At 75.6% G+C, this 18,724-nt stretch carries 15 protein-coding genes and 1 tRNA gene; 8 read left to right on the top strand and 8 right to left on the bottom strand.

Annotated elements, in window-relative coordinates; translation table 11 throughout:
- Nucleotides 1–5: 5 nt before the first annotated feature.
- Entirely contained in the window at nucleotides 6–179 is a 174-nt protein-coding gene (locus ACI781_RS11405; protein WP_456566214.1) for a hypothetical protein, read from the bottom strand.
- Nucleotides 180–256: 77 nt separating this feature from the next.
- On the opposite strand from ACI781_RS11405, the gene ACI781_RS11400 reads away from it, so the two are divergent.
- From ACI781_RS11400 to ACI781_RS11390, 3 genes are read left to right on the top strand one after another with little or no spacing between them, the layout of a single operon-like run.
- Nucleotides 257–1,252 carry an ArsA-related P-loop ATPase gene (locus ACI781_RS11400; protein ID WP_456566213.1) on the top strand — a complete coding sequence of 332 codons (996 nt, stop codon included), beginning with the start codon at nucleotides 257–259 and terminating at the stop codon, nucleotides 1,250–1,252.
- Nucleotides 1,249–2,466, top strand: a complete 1,218-nt coding sequence (locus tag ACI781_RS11395; protein WP_456566212.1) for an ArsA family ATPase — start codon at nucleotides 1,249–1,251, stop codon at nucleotides 2,464–2,466. Before ACI781_RS11400 ends, ACI781_RS11395 begins: the two co-directional genes overlap by 4 nt.
- Nucleotides 2,467–2,507: 41 nt before the next feature.
- A complete protein-coding gene (locus tag ACI781_RS11390; protein WP_456566211.1) occupies nucleotides 2,508–4,793 on the top strand; it encodes a transglycosylase domain-containing protein in 2,286 nt (761 codons plus the stop codon).
- Between the two features lie 57 nt (nucleotides 4,794–4,850).
- On the opposite strand, the gene ACI781_RS11385 is transcribed toward ACI781_RS11390, so the two are convergent.
- From ACI781_RS11385 to ACI781_RS11370, 4 genes are all read right to left on the bottom strand, one after another.
- On the bottom strand, nucleotides 4,851–7,442 hold the full coding sequence (locus ACI781_RS11385; protein ID WP_456566210.1) for an alpha/beta fold hydrolase: 2,592 nt from the start codon (nucleotides 7,440–7,442) through the stop codon (nucleotides 4,851–4,853).
- A complete protein-coding gene (locus ACI781_RS11380; RefSeq protein ID WP_456566209.1) occupies nucleotides 7,439–7,969 on the bottom strand; it encodes a cupin domain-containing protein in 531 nt (176 codons plus the stop codon). Before ACI781_RS11380 ends, ACI781_RS11385 begins: the two co-directional genes overlap by 4 nt.
- Before the next feature lie 62 nt (nucleotides 7,970–8,031).
- Complete coding sequence (locus ACI781_RS11375; protein ID WP_456566208.1) at nucleotides 8,032–8,979, bottom strand: LLM class flavin-dependent oxidoreductase; 948 nt, start codon at nucleotides 8,977–8,979, stop codon at nucleotides 8,032–8,034.
- Nucleotides 8,980–9,127: 148 nt separating this feature from the next.
- Nucleotides 9,128–9,604 (bottom strand): GatB/YqeY domain-containing protein, encoded by a 477-nt coding sequence (locus ACI781_RS11370; protein ID WP_456566207.1) that lies wholly within the window; start codon nucleotides 9,602–9,604, stop codon nucleotides 9,128–9,130.
- Nucleotides 9,605–9,656: 52 nt separating this feature from the next.
- On the opposite strand from ACI781_RS11370, the gene ACI781_RS11365 reads away from it, so the two are divergent.
- From ACI781_RS11365 to ACI781_RS11345, 5 genes are all read left to right on the top strand, one after another.
- Nucleotides 9,657–10,568, top strand: coding sequence for a metallophosphoesterase (locus ACI781_RS11365; RefSeq protein ID WP_456566206.1), 912 nt, complete (start codon nucleotides 9,657–9,659; stop codon nucleotides 10,566–10,568).
- Between the two features lie 63 nt (nucleotides 10,569–10,631).
- A tRNA-Pro gene (locus ACI781_RS11360) sits at nucleotides 10,632–10,708 on the top strand.
- Between the two features lie 87 nt (nucleotides 10,709–10,795).
- Nucleotides 10,796–12,121, top strand: coding sequence for a hemolysin family protein (locus ACI781_RS11355; protein ID WP_456566205.1), 1,326 nt, complete (start codon nucleotides 10,796–10,798; stop codon nucleotides 12,119–12,121).
- On the top strand, nucleotides 12,118–13,206 hold the full coding sequence (locus ACI781_RS11350) for a hemolysin family protein (protein WP_456566204.1): 1,089 nt from the start codon (nucleotides 12,118–12,120) through the stop codon (nucleotides 13,204–13,206). The genes ACI781_RS11355 and ACI781_RS11350 overlap by 4 nt, the downstream gene beginning before the upstream one ends.
- A gap of 4 nt (nucleotides 13,207–13,210) precedes the next feature.
- Nucleotides 13,211–15,031: a prolyl oligopeptidase family serine peptidase gene (locus tag ACI781_RS11345; protein ID WP_456566203.1), complete on the top strand. Its 1,821-nt coding sequence runs from the start codon at nucleotides 13,211–13,213 to the stop codon at nucleotides 15,029–15,031.
- Here ACI781_RS11345 and ACI781_RS11340 read toward each other — a convergent pair.
- The 3 genes from ACI781_RS11340 to ACI781_RS11330 all read right to left on the bottom strand — a co-directional run bounded on the left by ACI781_RS11340 (nucleotide 14,964) and on the right by ACI781_RS11330 (nucleotide 18,682).
- On the bottom strand, nucleotides 14,964–16,250 hold the full coding sequence (locus ACI781_RS11340; RefSeq protein WP_456566202.1) for a glycosyltransferase 87 family protein: 1,287 nt from the start codon (nucleotides 16,248–16,250) through the stop codon (nucleotides 14,964–14,966). The genes ACI781_RS11345 and ACI781_RS11340 overlap by 68 nt on opposite strands.
- Before the next feature lie 126 nt (nucleotides 16,251–16,376).
- A complete protein-coding gene (locus ACI781_RS11335; RefSeq protein ID WP_456566201.1) occupies nucleotides 16,377–17,420 on the bottom strand; it encodes an aspartate-semialdehyde dehydrogenase in 1,044 nt (347 codons plus the stop codon).
- A complete protein-coding gene (locus ACI781_RS11330) occupies nucleotides 17,417–18,682 on the bottom strand; it encodes an aspartate kinase (protein ID WP_456566200.1) in 1,266 nt (421 codons plus the stop codon). Before ACI781_RS11330 ends, ACI781_RS11335 begins: the two co-directional genes overlap by 4 nt.
- Nucleotides 18,683–18,724: the final 42 nt, after the last annotated feature.

The following is an 18,724-nucleotide window of genomic DNA, read 5'->3' as shown; positions in this document are numbered from 1 at the left end:
CGCGCTCAGCTCGCCGGGCGCTTGAGGTAGGCGACCAGCTGCTCGGCGCCGCCCGGCCCGGGCAGCACGGTGACCAGCTCCCAGCCGTCGACCCCCCACGAGTCCAGGATCGCCTTGGTGTTGTGGATCAGCAGGGGGATGGTGGCGTACTCCCACCGCTGGCGGGCCGGTTCGCTCATGGGAGCCGACGCTAGCGCAGCGCCCGGCCGCCGAGGCGCGGGGAGCAGCGCTCCCCGTCCGCTCCTACGCTGGTCCGGTGACCACCGATCCCTTCCCCGTGCGCTGCCACGTGGTGTCCGGCAAGGGCGGGACCGGCAAGACGACCGTGGCCGCCGCCCTCGCCCTGGCCCTGGCCGCCGACGGCCGGCACGTGCTGCTCGTCGAGACCGAGGGCCGGCAGGGGATCGCGCAGCTGTTCGACACCCCGCCGCTGCCCTACGAGGAGCGCCGGGTCGCGGTGGCGCGCGGCGGCGGTGAGGTCAAGGCGCTCGCGATCGACGTCGAGGAGGCCCTCCTCGAGTACCTCGAGATGTTCTACAACCTCCGTCGCGCGGGCCGGGCACTGCGGAAGATGGGCGCGATCGACTTCGCGACGACGATCGCGCCGGGCCTGCGCGACGTGCTGCTCACCGGGAAGATCAAGGAGGCCGTGACCCGCCGCCGCGACGGGCACCGGGTGTACGACGCCGTCGTCGTCGACGCCCCGCCCACCGGCCGGATCACCCGCTTCCTCGGCGTCACCGGCGAGATGGCCGGCCTCGCGCGGTCCGGGCCGATCAAGACGCAGAGCGACGGCGTGATGGCGGTGCTGAAGTCCCCGCAGACGGCGGTGCACCTGGTGACGCTGCTGGAGGACATGCCGGTGCAGGAGACCGCCGACGCGATCGCGGACCTCACCGCCGCCGGGCTGCCGGTCGGCTCGGTGATCGTGAACATGGCGACCGAGCCGGTGCTGCCGAGGGCCGGCCTGGCCGACGCCGCCGCCGGCCGCCTGACCGGTGGCGACCTGGCGCCGGCCCTGGCCGCCGCCCACCTGCCCGACGGGCCGGCGCTGGCCGACGCCCTCGCCCGGGAGGCGGTCGAGCACGCCCGCCGGTGGGCCGCGCAGGACGCGCTGCGCGGCGAGGTGGAGACGCTGGGCCGGCCGACGGTGGAGCTGCCGCTGCTGACCGGGCCGATGGACCTGTCCTGCCTGTACGAGCTCGCCGGGCGGCTCGAGGAGCACCTGGCCGCGGCGGAGGTGGCGGCGTGAGCGCTCCACCCCGGCAGGCGGGCGCGCGCGCGGCCCTGCCGCTGGAGCTCGCCGCGCTGATCGCCGACGACGCCACCCGCATCCTGGTGTGCTGCGGGGCCGGCGGGGTCGGGAAGACGACGACGTCGGCGGCCCTGGCGCTGGCCGCGGCGGAGGCGGGGCGCACCGTCGTCGTCCTCACCATCGACCCGGCCCGGCGGCTGGCGCAGTCCCTGGGCCTGGAGGAGCTGGACAACGAGCCCCGGCGGGTCGACGTCCCCGGGGCCGCGGGCGAGCTCTCCGCGATGATGCTGGACATGAAGCGGACGTTCGACGACGTCGTCGCCGCGCACTCGACGCCCGAGCGGGCCGAGCAGATCCTGGCCAACCCCTTCTACCAGTCGCTGTCGTCGTCCTTCGCGGGCACGCAGGAGTACATGGCGATGGAGAAGCTGGGGCAGCTGCGGGCCTCGGAGAAGTGGGACCTGATCGTCGTCGACACCCCGCCGTCGCGGTCCGCGCTGGACTTCCTCGACGCGCCCAACCGGATGGGCCGCTTCCTCGACGGCACGATGATCCGGCTGCTGACCGCCCCCGCGCGGGCCGGTGGGCGGGCCGGGATGCGGCTGGTCGGGGCGGGCTTCATGGTGTTCAGCCGGATCATCAGCAAGATCCTCGGCGGTCAGCTGCTGCGCGACATCTCCGCGTTCGTGGCCGCGCTGGACACGATGTTCGGCGGCTTCCGCGAGCGCGCGACCGCCACGTACGAGCTGCTGCGCCGGCCGGGCACGTACTTCGTCGTGGTGGCCACGCCCGAGCCCGACGCCCTGCGCGAGGCCTCCTACTTCGTCGACCGGCTGTCGGCCGAGAGCATGCCCCTGGCGGGCCTCGTGCTGAACCGCACCCACCCGCCGGCGAGCACCGCCCTGAGCGCCACCCGCGCGGAGGCGGCGGCCGAGGAGGTCGCCGAGGCCGGCGGTGACGGGGCGGAGCTGGCCGCCGGGGCGCTGCGGGTGCACGCCGAGCGGATGCAGCTGGCCGCCCGCGAGCAGCGGCTGGCCGACCGCTTCACCAGCGCCCACCCGGAGGTCGCGGTCCGGGCGGTCCCGGCCGCCGCCGGGGACGTCCACGACCTCGACGGGCTGCGGGTGATGGCCGCCGAGCTGACCGGCCCGGACGGCGACACGCCGACCGGCGTGCCCCGCACACGGGTGCTGCCCGCGCGCCGCGCCTGATCCGGGCGTCGCGGGGGCGCGGCACCGTACATTCGTCGGCGATGTCGACTACAGCTGCCCCCAAGCGTGCCGTCGTGCTGGCGAAGCTCGCGGGCGCCATCGTCCTGGCCGGCGCCCTGACCGCCGGCATGATGCTGCCCTTCGTGGGCGGCACCGGCCTGGCGGCCCGCAACTCCGCGTCCCTGCTCGACGCCCTGCCGGTCGAGCTGACCGACGCCACGCCCGCCGGCAACAGCCGCGTGCTGGCCGCCGACGGTCAGCTGATCACCGAGCTCTACGAGCACAACCGCACCGTCGTCACCAGCGACCAGATCGCCGACGTGATGAAGCAGGCGCTGGTCGACATCGAGGACTCGCGCTTCTACGAGCACAACGGGCTCGACGTGCAGGGCACGCTGCGCGCGCTGGTGACCAACCTGGCCGCGGGCCGGGTCCGCGAGGGCGGCTCGACGATCACCCAGCAGCTGGTCAAGCAGACCCTGCTGGAGACCGCGAGCAGCGCCGAGGAGCGCACCGCGGCCATCGAGCAGGACGGCACCGCCGGGGTCTCGCGCAAGCTGCGCGAGGCCCGCCTGGCGCTCGCCCTGGAGGAGACCTACTCCAAGGACGAGATCCTCACCCGCTACCTGAACATCGTGTACTTCGGCAACGGCGCCTACGGCGTCCAGGCCGCCGCGCAGAAGTACTTCAGCGTGAACGCCGTCGACCTGACGCTCCCGCAGGCGGCGATGCTGGCCGGGCTGGTGCAGAGCCCGACCAACGACGACCCGATCAACAACCCGCAGAACGCGCAGGTGCGCCGCGACCAGGTGCTCGACCGCATGCTCGCGCTGGAGCACATCGACCAGGCGCAGCACGACGAGATCGCCGGCACGCCGGTCACCGTCGTCCAGGGGCAGAACCCGCCCAACGGGTGCATCTCCGCCTCGATCGGCGGCTTCTTCTGCGCCTACCTGCTCGACTACCTGACGAACACGCTGGGGATCAGCCAGGACACGCTGGAGAACGGCGGGCTGACCATCCAGACGACGCTGCGCCCGGACCTGCAGGCCTCCAGCGACCAGGCGGTCCTGCAGAACGTGCCGATGGGCGACCCCTTCGCCGGCATCCTCACCGCCGTCGAGCCCGGGACCGGGCACGTGCTGGCGATGGCCACCAACCGGCGCTACGGCTGCAGCGACCCCGACTGCGAGTCCGTCGTCCTCAACGTGACGGCCGGCGCGGGTGCGGGCTCGACCTACAAGGTGTTCACCGCCGCCGCCGCCCTGTCGGCCGGCTACGGGGCCACCTACACGATCAACGCGCCGCAGCCGTACACGTCGCGGGTCTACAAGAAGAACGGCGGCACCCGGGGCGCCCCGTACGTCGTCCGCAACGACAACGCCGGCTACGCCGCCACGTACAACATGACCACCGGGCTGACGGCGTCCTCCAACACCTACTTCGTGGCGCTGGAGGACGCGCTCGGCAGCGTGCAGGGCCCCGTCGAGACCGCCCAGGCGATGGGCATGCACTTCGACCACCCGCAGAACCTCGCCGAGTGCCAGAACGAGTGCGACGACTTCGGCCGGTACGTCGCCGAGAACGAGCTCGGGTCGTTCACGCTGGGGCCGGTCGCGACGAGCCCGCTCGACATCGCCAGCGCCTACTCGACGATCGCCGCCGGCGGCACCCAGTGCGACCCGACGCCGGTCGCCCAGGTCCTCGACCGCGCCGGCCAGCCCCTGACCGGCGACGACGGCCAGCCGCTGGTCACCGGTAACTCCTGCAACCCCGGCGCGATCTCCCCCGGCGTGGCGAACACGCTGGCGAACATGATGCTGAACGTCGTCGACGACGGCACCGGCCGCCGCGCCCGGGTCCCCGGCCACGACATCGCGGGCAAGACCGGGACCATCCAGAACAACAACTCCGCGACGTTCGTCGGCATCACCCCGCAGTACGCGGTCAGCGTCATGTACTACAACCCGAAGGAGCAGACCGACGTCGGCGGGCACGGCGGTGGCCTGCCGGCGCAGATCTTCTCCGCGGCGATGACCCCCGTGCTGGCCGGCCAGCCGAACGCGGCGTTCCCGCCGCCGGACCCGGCCGTCGCGGCGGGCACCCGCGGGCAGGGCTACGTCGCCCCCGCTCCCCCGCGGCCGACCAACACCCCGGCGCCGCGGCAGGACGCGCCCAGCACCACCCCGCCGCCGGCCGGGCCTCCCGCGGGCACGCCCCCCGCGCCCGGAGGCGACCCCGCGCCGGGAGGCGACCCCGCGCCCGGAGGCAACCCGGGGCCCGGGAACGGCAACCCCGACAACGGCGGCGGCCAGCCCCCGGCCTGACCGGGTGGGCGCCGCTCACCGGCCGGGTGACCCGGCCGGTGACGGGCGCACCGGCTGTCAGCCGTGGGCGATCGCGCGGTCGGCCAGCACCTCGGTCACCACGGCCGCCAGGGACGAGACGTGCGGGTCGCGCAGCACGGAGTGGTGGTCACCGGGCACGGTGCGCACCTCCCACTCCCCGCTGAGGAACCGCCCCCAGTCCGCCCGGCTCACCTGCTCCGGGCCGTCGGCCACGAGCACGAGCGCCCGTCCCGGCCAGGGGTCGGGGCGGTAGCGCGCGGTCAGCACCTGCGCCTGGCGGTGGAACCGGCCGTACTGGCGCGCTCGCCGGGACACCACACCGGTCGCCGCCAGGCCCGCCAGTCCGCGCAGCCGCGCGACCACCGAGCGCGGGGGGAGCTCCTCCCGGCTGCCCGGCGGCAGGGCGTCGACGAGGACCAGCGCGGAGACCGTCTCCCCGGCCGCCGTGAGCTGGCGGGCGGCCTCCAGGGCCAGGACGGCGCCGAAGGAGTGCCCCACGAGCGTGTAGGGACCTACCGGCTGGACGGTGCGCAGCGCCCGCACCGAGCGGCGGGCGGAGGCCCGCACCGACCAGTCCGGCACCGCCCGGTGCTCCAGCCCGCGCGCCTGGAGGCCCCACACGGGCACCGCCGGGTCCAGGTGCCGCGCCAGGGGCAGGAAGGCCAGCCCGAGCCCCCCGCCTCCGGCGAAGCAGAACACCGGCGGCGCCCCGCCGCCGGCCCGGACCCGCACGAGGGTCGGGTGCCGCCGCGCAGGCGGACGGCGCAGCCGCTCGGCGAACTCGGCCACGGTCGCCGCGGCGAGCAGCGCCTGCGAGTCGACGGCACGCTCCTCGACGCCCAGCTCGTCGACGACCATGGCCATCAGCTCCTCGGCGGTCAACGAGTCCCCGCCGAGCTCGAAGAAGTCGTCGTGGACGCCCACCTCCGGCAGCTGCAGGGCGCGCGCCCAGAGGTCGGCGACCACCACCTCCCAGTCCGTCCGCGGCGGGGTCCCGCCGGGAACCAGGACCGGGGCCGGCGGGAGGGCGGCGCGGTCGACCTTGCCCCGTTCGGTGCGCGGCAGCGCGTCGAGGAAGACCACCGTCTCGGGGACCATCCAGGCCGGCAGCACCTCGCGCAGCTGCGCCCGCACCGTGGCGGCCGCCGGGCGCTCGGCGGTCGAGACCACGTAGGCGACCAGCCGGGTCCGCGCGCCCGACTCGTCCCCGACGACGACGGACTCCCGGATGTCGGGCAGCGCGTACAGCGCCGCCTCGATCTCCCCCGGCTCGACGAGGTACCCGCGGATCTTCACGCTGTGGTCACGGCGGCCCAGCAGCAGGAAGCAGCCGGTCTCGTCCAGGCGGCCGACGTCGGCGCTCAGGAACCGCCGACGCCCGTCCGGGAGCTCGGTGAACGCCGCCGCCGTCTTCTCCGGGTCGCGCCAGTACCGCCGAGCGATGTAGGCCGAGGTCACGGCGACCGTGCCCGTCCCCTCCGCCGCGGCCGGCGCGTCCTCGGCGGGCACGACGGTCAGCTCGACCCCGGTGACCGGCCACCCGACGGGGAGCTGGCCGGTGGCGGCGCCGGTCCCGGCGGGCGGGTGGAGGGGGTTGACCGTGGCCAGGCCGGTCTCGCTGGCGCCCCACCGGTTGCTCAGCGCGCAGTCCACCGGGAGCACCGCGCGCAGCGCCGCGGCGTCGCTGTGGTGCATGGCCTCCCCGGTCAGGGTCAGCGCCCGCAGCGAGGACAGCCGCTCCCCCGGCGGCACGGCCGCCACCAGCGCCCGGCCCATCGAGGGGGTCGTGTTGAGCACGGTGACACCGGTGGACTCCAGCCACGCGACGACGTCCGCCGTCCCGGCCCGGCGCAGGTCGCGCATGTGCTGGCGGGCCCCGACCTGCAGACCGGCGAGGGTGTGGTCCAGCCCGGCGGAGAAGCCCAGCGGGAGCACGCAGGCCAGGACGTCGTCGGCGCCGTACGTGCCGTCGCGGACGGACACGTTGTACGCGCTCCGCGGGAACAGGCGGTGGTCGTAGACGACGCCCTTGGGCCGACCGGTCGTGCCGGAGGTGAAGACGAGCGCGGCCGGGGCGTGGACGTCCGGCGCCGCCGAGCCGGCCGGCACCAGCTGCCCGTGCCGCGCCCGCTCGTCCGCCGCGACGTCCCCGTCGTCGCCGACCGGCAGCGGGACGGCCGTGGCGCCGCCGGTCCCCGCGGTGAGCGCGCGGGCACGGTCGGCGTGCTCCTCGTCGTGGACGACGGCACGGGCGCCCGACCGGTCGAGGTAACGCGCCAGCCGCGCGTCGGGCAGCGCCGGGTCCAGGACGACGACCGGTGCACCGGCGGCGATGACGCCGACCACCGCGGCGACCGTCTCCACCCGGTGCGCGGCCAGCACCGCGACGGGGTCGACCCGGTCGTCGGGCACCCCCGGCGACCACCGCCGCAGGTCCAGCCGCGCCACCGCACGGGCGGTGCGGGCGGCCAGGACGGCGACCTCGCCGAAGGTGACCGACCGCCGGCCGTCGGAGAGCGCGACCTCCTCCGGCTGCGCCGCGATCACGGTGGCCAGCCGGGCGAGCAGGCCGGCGTCGGCGTCCGCCGGGGTGGGCGGCGCGACCGGCCGGCCGGCGCGCGGGGTCACCGCTCCACGGGGCCGGTGAGGACGAACAGCATGTGGGCCGGCTCGTCGCCGGGGTTGCGCCACGCGTGCCGGGTTCCGTTCTGCACCACGACGTCGCCCGGGGCCAGCTCGGTCAGGGCGCCGTCGTCGAGCTCCAGCGCGACCCGCCCGGAGAGCACGACCCCGTAGTCGACGGTCGGCGTGGTGTGGAAGCCGGGCGCGTCGGGCTCGAACAGCTCCGCCAGCCCCGGCGAGGCAGCCAGCTGCTGCTGGGCGGCCGCAGCCGGGTCGAAGGCCGGAGAGCCGTAGACGGAGTCCGGCGGCAGCGTCAGGTGGATGACCCGCGTGCCGCCGGGCGGCGGCACGAAGGTGGTGACCGCGGCGGTCGGGTCCTCGGAGGTGGCGGGCCGGTCGGGGTCGGTGGCCCACACGAGCGAGGACACGAAGCCGGGGACGGCGGTGATCTCGTCGGTGCGGGGCGGCCGGCCGTCGGCCACGACGGTGGCGCGGCCCTCGACGTTTCCGGTGACGACACGACGGACGTTCATGGGGACTCCTGGATCGGGGGTTCGGGGAGGGGGTCCGGGGGAGGCCCCCGGCGCGCGGGGACTCAGCCCACGAGGCGCGCGGCCTCGGCGAAGGTGCGCAGCTCGCGGGGGATGTCGGGGCCGGCCGGCTGGTACAGCACCGCGGTGGCACCCGCGTCGCGCAGGCCCTCGAGGCGGCGGGCCACCTCGTCGCGCCGGCCGGTGACCGTCGTCCGCACGACGAGGTCGCCGTCGAGGTACCGGCGGTCGATCTCGTTGGCCTCGATCAGGTGACCGCGGTGGGTCTCCAGGTGCCGGCGCTCGGCAGGGACGGCCGCCAGCTCGGCGCTGTGCCCGGTCAGGCGCGGGTCCCCGGCCAGCGGCCCGTGCTCGCCCATGTGCAGGCTGAGGGCCGCGCCGGGACCGGCGGCGGCCAGTACCCGCGGCGAGTCCGGCGACTCGCCGTCGTCCAGGACCGTGCCCTGGAAGGTGATCGAGCAGGGGCCGTCGAAGGGCACCCGCTGGTCACCGTGCAGCGGGTTGGTGACCATCCCGTCGGCGACCCGGCCGGCCACGGCGTAGCCCTTCGGCCCGTGCGCGGCGACCCAGACCGGGACCTCGACCGGCACCGTGACCCCCGAGGACGCCGAGTGCAGCAGCTGCACCAGCGAGCCGTCCCACTCGACGGCCTCCCCGCGCAGCAGCGCCCGGAGTGCCAGCACGTAGGTCTCCACGTCGGCCCACCGGGAGGACCGGCGACCGATCAGTGCCGAGCTGGTGAACCCGGACCCGACGACGAGGTCGGTCCGGCCGGGCGCCAGCGTGGCCAGGTGCGCCGTAGCGGTGGCGTTGGCGACGACGTGACGGACGTGCGGCGTCACGACGCCCACCCCGATCCGGATCCGGGAGGTCCGCACCGCGGCGAGCGCGAGAGCCATCCAGACGTCGGCGTAGATGCTGGGCGAGTCGTAGCACCAGGCCCGCTCGTAGCCCAGCTCCTCGGCGCAGGCGATGTGATCGGGCGTCGCCACACTCGTGGCGAACGCGCAGTTCAGCTCCAACAGGTCCCTCCGGGGTCGTGCGACGGGCGGCGGACACCCTGACACCCCGGCCCGGCCGCCGGAAGGACTTCCGCCCCCATGACGTGAGGGTTCACCCCGCCGGACGACGACGAGACGGTCAGCCGAGCTGGCGGCGGACCTCCGCGGCCACCCGCGAACCCTCGGCACGGCCGGCCACCGCGGCGGCCGCCGCGCCCATGACCCGGCCCATGTCCTTCATCCCGGTCGCGCCGGTGCTGGTGACGACGTCGGCGACCAGGGCCGCGAGGTCGGCGTCCTCGAGCTGCGCGGGCAGGTAGCCGGCGAGCACGCCCTCCTCGGCCCGCTCCCGCTCGGCCTGCTGCGGCCGGCCGGCACCGGCGAAGGCCTCGGCCGCCTCCCGGCGCTTCTTGGCCTCGCGGCGCAGCACGGCCTGCACCTCGTCGTCGGAGAGCTCGCGGGCCTCCTTGCCCGCGACCTCCTCCGCGCTCACCGCGGCGAGCACCATCCGCAGCGTGGCGGTCCGCAGCTCGTCGCGGCCCTTCATCGCCGACGTGAGGTCGGCGCGCAGGCGGTCCTTGAGGTGGTCAGCGGCGGGTCCGGGCTCGGCAGGCACGCGTCCAGCGTGACACGGCCACCCCGCGGAGCGGCCCGTACCCTGGCTGGTCATGCGCTGGTACACCGCCGTCCCCGCCGCGGCAGTCGCCTCCGGAGCGGCCACCCTGTGCTACGCCGGCCTGTACGAGCGGACGCGCTGGACGCTGCGCCGCTTCGACGTCCCGGTGCTCGCGCCGGGCTCGGCGCCGCTGCGGGTGCTGCACGTCTCCGACATCCACATGACCGCCGGGCAGCGCTCCAAGCAGGAGTGGCTGGCCGGGCTGGCCGGGCTGCGCCCGCACCTGGTCGTGGACACCGGGGACAACCTCGCCGGGCCCGACGCCGTCTCCCCGACGCTGCGGGCGCTGGACGGGCTGCTCGACGTGCCCGGCGTGTTCGTGACGTCGTCCAACGACTACTACGCGCCCAAGCCGAAGAACCCGCTCAAGTACTTCAAGAAGAAGCACAAGCGCGTGCACGGGGACCCGCTGCCGTGGCAGGACATGCGCGACGCCTTCACCGGCCGCGGCTGGCTGGACCTCACGAACCGGGAGGGCGAGCTGACCGTCGACGGGCGGCGCATCTCCTTCGCCGGCCTCGACGACCCGCACCTGCGGCGCGACCGCTACGACGACGTCGCCGGGCCGGCCGATCGCTCGGCCGACCTGCGCATCGGCGTCGTGCACGCCCCCGAGCCGCGGGTGCTGGACCGCTTCGCCGCCGACGGCTACGACCTGCTGCTGTGCGGGCACACCCACGGCGGGCAGCTGAGGGTCCCCGGGTTCGGCGCGCTGGTCACCAACTGCGGCCTGGACCGGGCGCGGGTGCGCTGGCTGCACCGCTGGGCGCAGCCCTCCCCCGGCTCCCCGAACGGCACGTGGCTGCACGTGTCCGCGGGCCTGGGCACCAGCCCGTACGCGCCGGTGCGCTTCGCCTGCCCGCCGGAGGCCACGCTGCTGACCCTCACCGCGCGCCCCTCCTGAGCCGGCCGCGGGGCCGCCGCCGGGGCCGCCCGGGCGGGGCGGTAGAGTGGTCGACGCACGCCTCGGGGTGTGGCGCAGCTTGGTAGCGCGCGTCGTTCGGGACGACGAGGCCGCAGGTTCAAATCCTGTCACCCCGACCAGATCAGGGGCCGCCGATCGGCGGCCCCTGACCCGTTTCCGGGCCCCGGCCGGTTGGCCGGCCCTCCCCGCGGGCACCGGGGAGCCCGATGACCGAGTGGCTGCTCCTCCTCGCCGCCGTCGCGCTCACCGCGCTGACCGGTTTCTTCGTCGCCGCCGAGTTCTCCCTGACCACGGTCGACCGGGGGCGGGCCGAGGAGGCCGCGGCGTCCGGCGACCGCGGGGCGCGGAACGTCGTCGCGGCCCTGCGCGGCCTGTCCACCCAGCTGTCGGCCGCGCAGCTGGGCATCACGATCACCACCCTGGTCGTCGGGTTCCTCGCCGAGCCCGCCCTCGGTGAGCTGCTGCGCGGGCCGCTGGCGGCCGCGGGGCTGCCCGAGGGGGCGCTGCCGGGGGTCTCCTACGGGGTGGCGATCGCGCTGGCGACGGCGCTGCAGATGTGGCTCGGGGAGCTCGGCCCGAAGAACCTGGCCATCGCCAACCCGCTGCGGGTCGCCACCGTCGTCGCGCCGGGCATGCGCGCGTTCACCACCGCCACCGGCTGGATCGTGCGGGCGCTGCAGCGGCTGGCCAACGCGATCGTGCGGCGGCTGGGCATCGAGCCGCGGGAGGAGCTGGACAGCGCCCGCGGCGCCGAGGAGCTGGCCGCGGTGGCCCGCCGCTCGGCGCAGGAGGGCGACCTCTCCCCCGTCGCGGCCCGCCTGCTGACCCGGTCGCTGGACCTGCGCCAGAAGTACGCCACCGACGTGATGACCCCGCGCACCCGGCTGTGGACGGTCAGCTCGCGGGCCAGCGCGAGCGACGTCATCCGCGCCGCCACCGAGTCCGGCAACTCCCGCTTCCCCGTGCACGGCGCCGACCTCGACGAGGTGGACGGGATCGTGCACGTCAAGCACGCCGTCGCCGTCCCCGAGGCCGACCGCGACACCCGGACCGCCGGCGAGCTCGCCGTCCCGCTGCTGGCGGTGCCGTCCTCCCTGCAGCTGGAGCGGCTGCTGGACCTGCTGCGCGAGCAGGGCCTTCAGGTCGCGCTCGTCGTCGACGAGTGGGGCGCCACGCACGGCCTGGTGACCCTGGAGGACATCGTCGAGGAGCTGGTCGGGGAGATCACCGACGAGACCGACCGCCCCCTGCGCACCATGCGGCGGGTCGACGAGGACTCCTGGTTGCTGTCGGGGCTGCTGCGCCCCGACGAGGTCCTCGACCGCACCGGCATCCCGATCCCCGAGGGCCGCTACGAGACCCTCGCCGGCTTCCTCACCGAGCGCCTGCAGCGGCTGCCCGCCGCCGGCGACCGGGTGGACGTGCCGGGTGCCTGCCTGACCGTGGAGACCCTGGACGGACGGCGGGTGGCCCGGGTGCGCGCCGAGCGGGTCCCCGAGCCGGCCACCGCCGAGGCGGAGGTGGCGGTGTGAACGACGCCCTCGCCCTGCTGGTCCTCGTCGCCCTGCTGCTGGGCAACGCCTTCTTCGTCGCCGCCGAGTTCGCACTGGTGTCCGTCCGCGCCGACCAGCTCGAGCCCCGCGCCGAGGCCGGCTCGGTGCGGGCGACGAGGACGCTGGCCGCCCTGCGCGACGTCTCGAAGATGATGGCCGGCGCGCAGCTGGGCATCACGCTGTGCTCCCTGGGCCTCGGCGCGGTCGGGGAGCCCGCCGTCGCGCACCTGATCGAGCGGCCCGCGCACGCCCTCGGCGTCCCCGAGGAGCTGCTGCACCCGATCGCGCTCGTCGTCTCCCTGGCCCTGGTGACCGTGCTGCACATGGTCCTCGGCGAGATGGTGCCCAAGAACATCACCATCGCCGGCCCCGACCGCGCCGCGCTGGTCCTCGGCCCCCCGCTGGCGACCTTCTGCCGGCTGCTCACCCCGGTCATCTGGTTCTTCAACGCCACCGCCAACGGCTTCGTGCGGCTGTTCGGCGGCACCCCGACCGACGAGGTCGCGGCGAGCTTCGACGAGGCGGAGATCCGGTCCATGATCGCCCAGTCACGGCGCGAGGGGCGGCTGGGCCGGGAGGTCGGCGAGCTGGCCGCGGGCGCGCTGACCTTCGAGCAGCACGCCGTCGAGGACGTCCTCCTGCCCCTGACCGCGGTGGTCACCGTGCCCCGGTCCACGACGCCGCGGCAGCTGGAGGCCGTCGTGGCCGCGCACGGGTTCAGCCGGTACCCCGTCCGCGACGACGACGGGGCGCTGGCCGGCTTCGTGCACGTCAAGGACGCGCTCGGGGTCGAGGGCGAGGCGCGGGACCGGCCGGTGCCCGACGACGACGTGGTGCCGCTGGTCCGGCTGGCCCCGGGCACGGCGCTGCCCGACGTGCTGGCCGAGATGCGGACCCAGGGCGCGCACCTGGGCGTCGTCGGGCCCCCGGACGCCCCGGCCGGCGTCGTGGCGCTGGAGGACGTGCTGGAGCTGCTCATCGGCGACGTCCGGGACGCCGCCGTGGAGCTGGCCGCCGGGAGCGGCACCGGCTCGGGGGCGGGGGCGGGCGCCGGGGGAAGATGACCCGGTGAGTGCCCCCGAGCCCGCCGCGCCGCCGTCCCCCGCCCTCCCGCCGGAGGTCACCGACCGCTGGCAGGCCCGGTTCCGCGCGCCGCGGGTCAGCCTGCCCGACTGGGCGTTCGAGGCGCCGCACCGCAGCCTGTACGCCTCCGACGTCAGCGGCGTCGTCGAGCAGTACGCCTGGGACCGCACCACCGACGTCCACCGGCAGACCACCGACCGGCCCAACGGGACGGCGATCGCCACCCTCTCCCCCGACGGCGAGACCATCTGGTGGTTCGCCGACACCGACGGCGACGAGTTCGGCGTCTGGATGGTGCAGCCGTTCGGCGGCGGCGAGGACCGGGTGGCGCTGCCCGAGGTCGGCCCCGCCTACCCCGCGGGGCTGGAGCTGGGCCGCACGGTGGTGGCCGTCGGCCGCTCCACCGACGACGGCAGCGAGCTGTGGCTCGCCCCGGCCGGCGGCACCCCGCGCGTGGTCTACCGGCACCCCGACCCGGCGTCGGTCGACGCGCTGGCCTACGACGAGGACCTGCTCGTCATCTCGCACTCCGAGCACGGCGACCCGCGCTACCCGGCGCTGCGCGTGCTGCGGACCGGTGACACCACGCTGGACGGCCCGGCGGTGGTCGCCGAGAAGTGGGACGGCGAGGGCCTGGGCCTGCACGCGCTGGAGTTCGCCCCGCTGCCCGGGGACCACCGGCTGCTGGTCGGCCACGAGCGGCGGGGCCGCGAGGAGCTGCTGGTCTGGGACGTCGCCACCGACACCGAGACCGAGGTGGTGCTGGACCTGCCCGGCGACGTGACCGCCGGCTGGTACCCGGACGGGTCGGCGCTGCTGGTGGGCCACGACCACGCCGCCCGCAGCGAGGTGTACCGCTACGACCTGGCCACCGGCGCCCTGGAGCGGCTGGACACCCCGCGCGGCGTCGTCCGCGGGGCGACCGCCCGGCCCGACGGCACGGTGGAGCTGGCCTGGTCGTCGGCGGAGCTGCCGCCGGTGATCCGCCGCGCCGACGGCCCGGTCGTGCTGGCCGCCCCCGGCGAGGCCCCGCCGGCCGCCTACCCGCTGGAGGACCGGTGGGTGCCCGGCCCGGGTGGGGACGTGCACGCCCTCGTCGTCCGCCCGGCCGGGCAGGCGCCGTACGCGACCGCGTTCCTGGTGCACGGCGGGCCGGAGGCCGCCGACGACGACTCCTACCGCGCGCGGCGGGCGGCCTACGTCGACGCCGGCTACGCGGTCGTGCACGTCAACTACCGGGGCTCCACGGGCTACGGCAGCGCCTGGCGCGACGCGCTGACCGGCCGGCCCGGGCCCACGGAGCTGGAGGACGTCGCCGCGGTCCACGACGCGCTGGTCGCCGAGGGGCTGGTCGACCCGGCGCGCTCGCTGATCACCGGCGGCTCGTGGGGCGGCTTCCTCACCCTGCTGGCCCTCGGCACCCAGCCCGAGCGGTGGTCGGCGGGCATCGCCGAGGTGCCGGTGGCCGACTACCTCGCCGCCTACGAGGACGAGATGGAGGGGCTGCGCGCCTACGACCGGGCCCTGTTCGGCGGCTCGCCGGACGAGGTGCGCGAGCGCTACGTGACGTCGTCGCCGATCACCCACGTGGCGGCGGTGCGGGCCCCGGTGCTGGTCGTCGCGGGCGCGAACGACCCCCGCTGCCCGATCCGGCAGATCGAGAACTACCTCGGCGAGCTGGAGCGGCTGGGCCGGCCGCACGAGGTGTACCGGTTCGACGCCGGCCACGGCTCCCTGGTCATCGAGGAGACGATCCACCAGGTCGCACTGGCCCTGGACTTCGCCCTGCGGCACGTGCGGCCGTGACCCGCGCCGGCAGGACGGCGACGAGCACCAGCGCGAGCAGCAGGTAGGCGTTCGACGCGACCAGGTGCACGGCGCCGTCCGCCGGGGTCGTGTACCAGACGGCCGACGAGCCCAGGACCAGCACGAGGACGACCGCCAGCCCGGCGGCCCGGCCCCGCACCCGCGCCTGCCACCGGCCGGCGGGCACCGTGGGCCGGCCGGCCGCGACGTCGACGAGGACGACGAGCGCCGGCACCATCCACACCAGGTGGTGGGTCCAGGTGATCGGGCTGACCAGACAGGCGGCCAGGCCGGTGATCGTCACCCCGACCAGCTCGTCACCGGCGCGGGCGGCGCGGACGGCGCGGGTGAGCGCGACCGCCAGCACCGCCACCACGAGGACGGCCCAGACCAGCCGCGACGGGTCCTCCTGCTCGGTGAGGCGGGCCAGCGCGCCCAGCAGCGACTGGTTGGCCGGCTTGGTGATCCGCCCGACCCGCTCGGTGTGCCACAGCGTGTCGGTGAAGAACTGCCAGGAGGTCCCCGGGGCGACGACGGCCGCCAGGAGGGTGGCCGCCGCGGCCGTGCCGGTCGCCACCGCGGCCGCCCGCCAGCGGCGGGTCACCAGCAGGTAGACGACGAACAGCGCCGGCGTCAGCTTGATCGCGGCGGCCAGGCCGGTGCCCACGCCGGCCCACCGCGAGCCGCGGCGCAGCGCCGCCACGTCGGCCAGCACGAGCGCGGCCAGCAGCAGGTTGACCTGGCCGTAGCCCAGGGTGTCGCGGACCGGCTCGAGCAGGAAGAACACGGGCAGCGCGGCGGCCACCGTCCAGCCGACCGGCCGGCCGTGGCGGCGGGCCACCGGGCCGACCAGCCACCAGGCCAGCCCGCCGAGGACGGCGAGGTTCAGGCCGGCGTGCAGGGCGGCGACCACGGCCACCGGCAGCGCGGCCATCGGCGCGACCAGGATCGCGGCGAACGGCGGGTAGGTGAAGCCGTAGGGGCTGCGGCCGTAGAGGAAGTCGTAGAGCGGGCGGCCGTCGACCCACCACTGCGCCGCGCCGTGGTAGACGCGCAGGCCGAAGAAGTCGTGCCAGGGGTCGTCGGGCACCAAGGCGGACACGACGGCGACCACCGCGACCAGCCCGGCGACGGCGCCCGCGGCCGCCCAGCGGCGGGGGCCCCGGTACCGGACGGGCGGGGGTGCGGGCACGTTGCGGCTGCCGCCGAGCAGGGTCACCCTCGGAGCCTGCTCGAACGCCGTGTACGGCGCCCCCCGGCCCGGTGAACGGGACACGAGGAGCCGGTGCGGGCTGCCGAGGGCGGGCGCGGCACCCGCCCGGGGGGCGACATCCGCGGCGCCGCGTCAGCCCTGGGCGGCGATCAGCTCGGCGATCTGCACCGTGTTGAGCGCGGCACCCTTGCGCAGGTTGTCGTTGCTCACGAACAGCGCCAGGCCCCGGCCGCCGTCGACGCCCGGGTCCTGCCGGATCCGGCCGACGTAGCTGGGGTCGCGGCCGGCCGCCTGCAGCGGGTTGGGGACGTCGGAGAGCTCGACGCCGGGCGCGGCCGACAGCAGCTCGGTGGCGCGCTCCACGCTCAGCGGCCGCTCGAACTCCACGTTCAGCGACAGCGAGTGCCCGGTGAAGACCGGCACCCGCACGCAGGTGCCCGAGACCCGCAGGTCGGGGATGCCGAGGATCTTGCGGCTCTCGTTGCGGAGCTTCTGCTCCTCGTCGGTCTCGAACGAGCCGTCGTCGACGACCGTGCCGGCCATGGGCAGCACGTTGAACGCGATCGGCCGGACGTACTTCTGCGGTTCGGGGAAGGTGACCGCGCCGCCGTCGTAGGCCAGCTCGTCGGCCTTGTCGACGACGGCCCTCACCTGCGAGTGCAGCTCCCGCACGCCGGCGATCCCCGACCCGGAGACGGCCTGGTAGGTGCTGGCGACGACGCGGACCAGCCCGGCCTCGTCGTGCAGCGGCTTGAGCACCGGCATCGCGGCCATCGTGGTGCAGTTCGGGTTGGCGATGATCCGGCCGGTGGCCTTCGCGATGTCGCCGGGGTTGACCTCGCTGCAGACCAGCGGGATGTCGGGGTCCTTGCGGAACGCCGAGCTGTTGTCGATGACGACCACGCCGGCCGCGGCGAAGCGGGGGGCCTGCGCGCGGGAGGTGGTCGCGCCGGCGGAGAACAGCGCGACGTCCAGGCCGGTGGGGTCGGCCGTCGCGGCGTCCTCGACGGTGATCTCGCCGTCGCCCCACGGCAGCGTGCTGCCGGCGGAGCGGGCGGAGGCGAAGAAGCGGATCGAGGCGATCGGGAGGTCGCGCTCGGCGAGGATCGCGCGCATCGCCGCACCGACCTGGCCGGTCGCGCCGACGACGCCGACGTTCAGGGGGCGCATGCTCATCGTCCGGTCCCTCCGTAGACGACGGCCTCGGTGTCGCTGCCGAGGTCGAAGGCGTCGTGCACCGCGCGGACGGCGAGGTCGACGTCGGTGTCGCGGCAGACCACGGAGATGCGGATCTCCGAGGTGCTGATCAGCTCCAGGTTCACGCCGGCGTCGGCCAGCGCGCCGAAGAAGCGGGCCGAGACACCGGGGTGCGAGCGCATCCCGGCGCCGACCAGGCTCACCTTGCCGATGTGCTGGTCGAAGCTGACGTCGGTGTAGCCGACGGTGTGCTTGACCTTCTCCAGCGCGGCCAGCGCGGCCGGACCGTCGCTCTTGGGCAGCGTGAACGAGATGTCGGCGAGCTTGCTGGCCTCGGCCGAGACGTTCTGCACGATCATGTCGATGTTGATCTCGGCGTCGGCGAGCACGCGGAACAGCTGCGCCGCCTCGCCCGGCCGGTCCGGCACCCCGTAGACGGTGATCTTGCCCTCGCTGCGGTCGTGCGCGACGCCCGTGATGATCGCCTGTTCCACCGGGAGGTCCTCCATCGAGCCGGTCACGGTCGTGCCGGGGAGCTGTGAGTAGGAGCTGCGCACGTGCACGGGGATGCCGTAGCGGCGGGCGTACTCGACGCAGCGGAGCATGAGGACCTTGGCGCCCGAGGCGGCCAGCTCCAGCATCTCCTCGTAGGTGACGGTGTCCAGCCGCCGGGCGTTCGGCACGATCCGCGGGTCGGCGGTGAAGACGCCGTCGACGTCGGTGTAGATCTCGCAGACGTCGGCCTGCAGGGCCGCGGCGACGGCGACGGCGGTGGTGTCGGAGCCGCCGCGCCCCAGCGTCGTCACGTCCTTGGTGTCCTGGCTGACGCCCTGGAAGCCGGCGACGATGACGATCGAGCCCTCGTCCAGCGCCGAGCGCAGCCGGCCGGGCGTGACGTCGATGATCCGGGCCTTGCCGTGGCTGGAGGTCGTGATGACGCCGGCCTGGGAGCCGGTGAACGACCGCGCCTCGTAGCCGTGCGTGCTGATCGCGATGGCCAGCAGCGCCATCGAGATGCGCTCGCCCGCGGTGAGCAGCATGTCGAGCTCGCGGCCGGGCGGCGCGTCGGTGATCTGCGCCGCCTGGTCCAGCAGCTCGTCGGTCGTGTCGCCCATCGCGGAGACGACGACGACGACGTCGTCGCCGGCCTGCTTGGCGGCCACGATCCGCTCGGCGACGCGCTTCATGTGCGCGGCGGAGGCGACGGAGGAGCCGCCGTACTTCTGGACGACGAGGGCCACGGGGTAGCAGGTTACCGACGTCCCCGGCGGGCGCCGTGGTTG

The organism is Blastococcus sp. SYSU D00695 (genome assembly GCF_054050555.1).
This window is presented reverse-complemented; position numbering and strand designations above follow the sequence as displayed.

Coding starts and splice junctions, on each gene's coding strand:
- ACI781_RS11405 (WP_456566214.1), bottom strand. CDS start 179: ATGAGCGAACCGGCCCGCCAGCGGTGGGAGTACGCCACCATCCCCCTG.
- ACI781_RS11380 (WP_456566209.1), bottom strand. CDS start 7,969: ATGAACGTCCGTCGTGTCGTCACCGGAAACGTCGAGGGCCGCGCCACC.
- ACI781_RS11335 (WP_456566201.1), bottom strand. CDS start 17,420: ATGAGCATGCGCCCCCTGAACGTCGGCGTCGTCGGCGCGACCGGCCAG.
- ACI781_RS11355 (WP_456566205.1), top strand. CDS start 10,796: ATGACCGAGTGGCTGCTCCTCCTCGCCGCCGTCGCGCTCACCGCGCTG.
- ACI781_RS11390 (WP_456566211.1), top strand. CDS start 2,508: ATGTCGACTACAGCTGCCCCCAAGCGTGCCGTCGTGCTGGCGAAGCTC.
- ACI781_RS11365 (WP_456566206.1), top strand. CDS start 9,657: ATGCGCTGGTACACCGCCGTCCCCGCCGCGGCAGTCGCCTCCGGAGCG.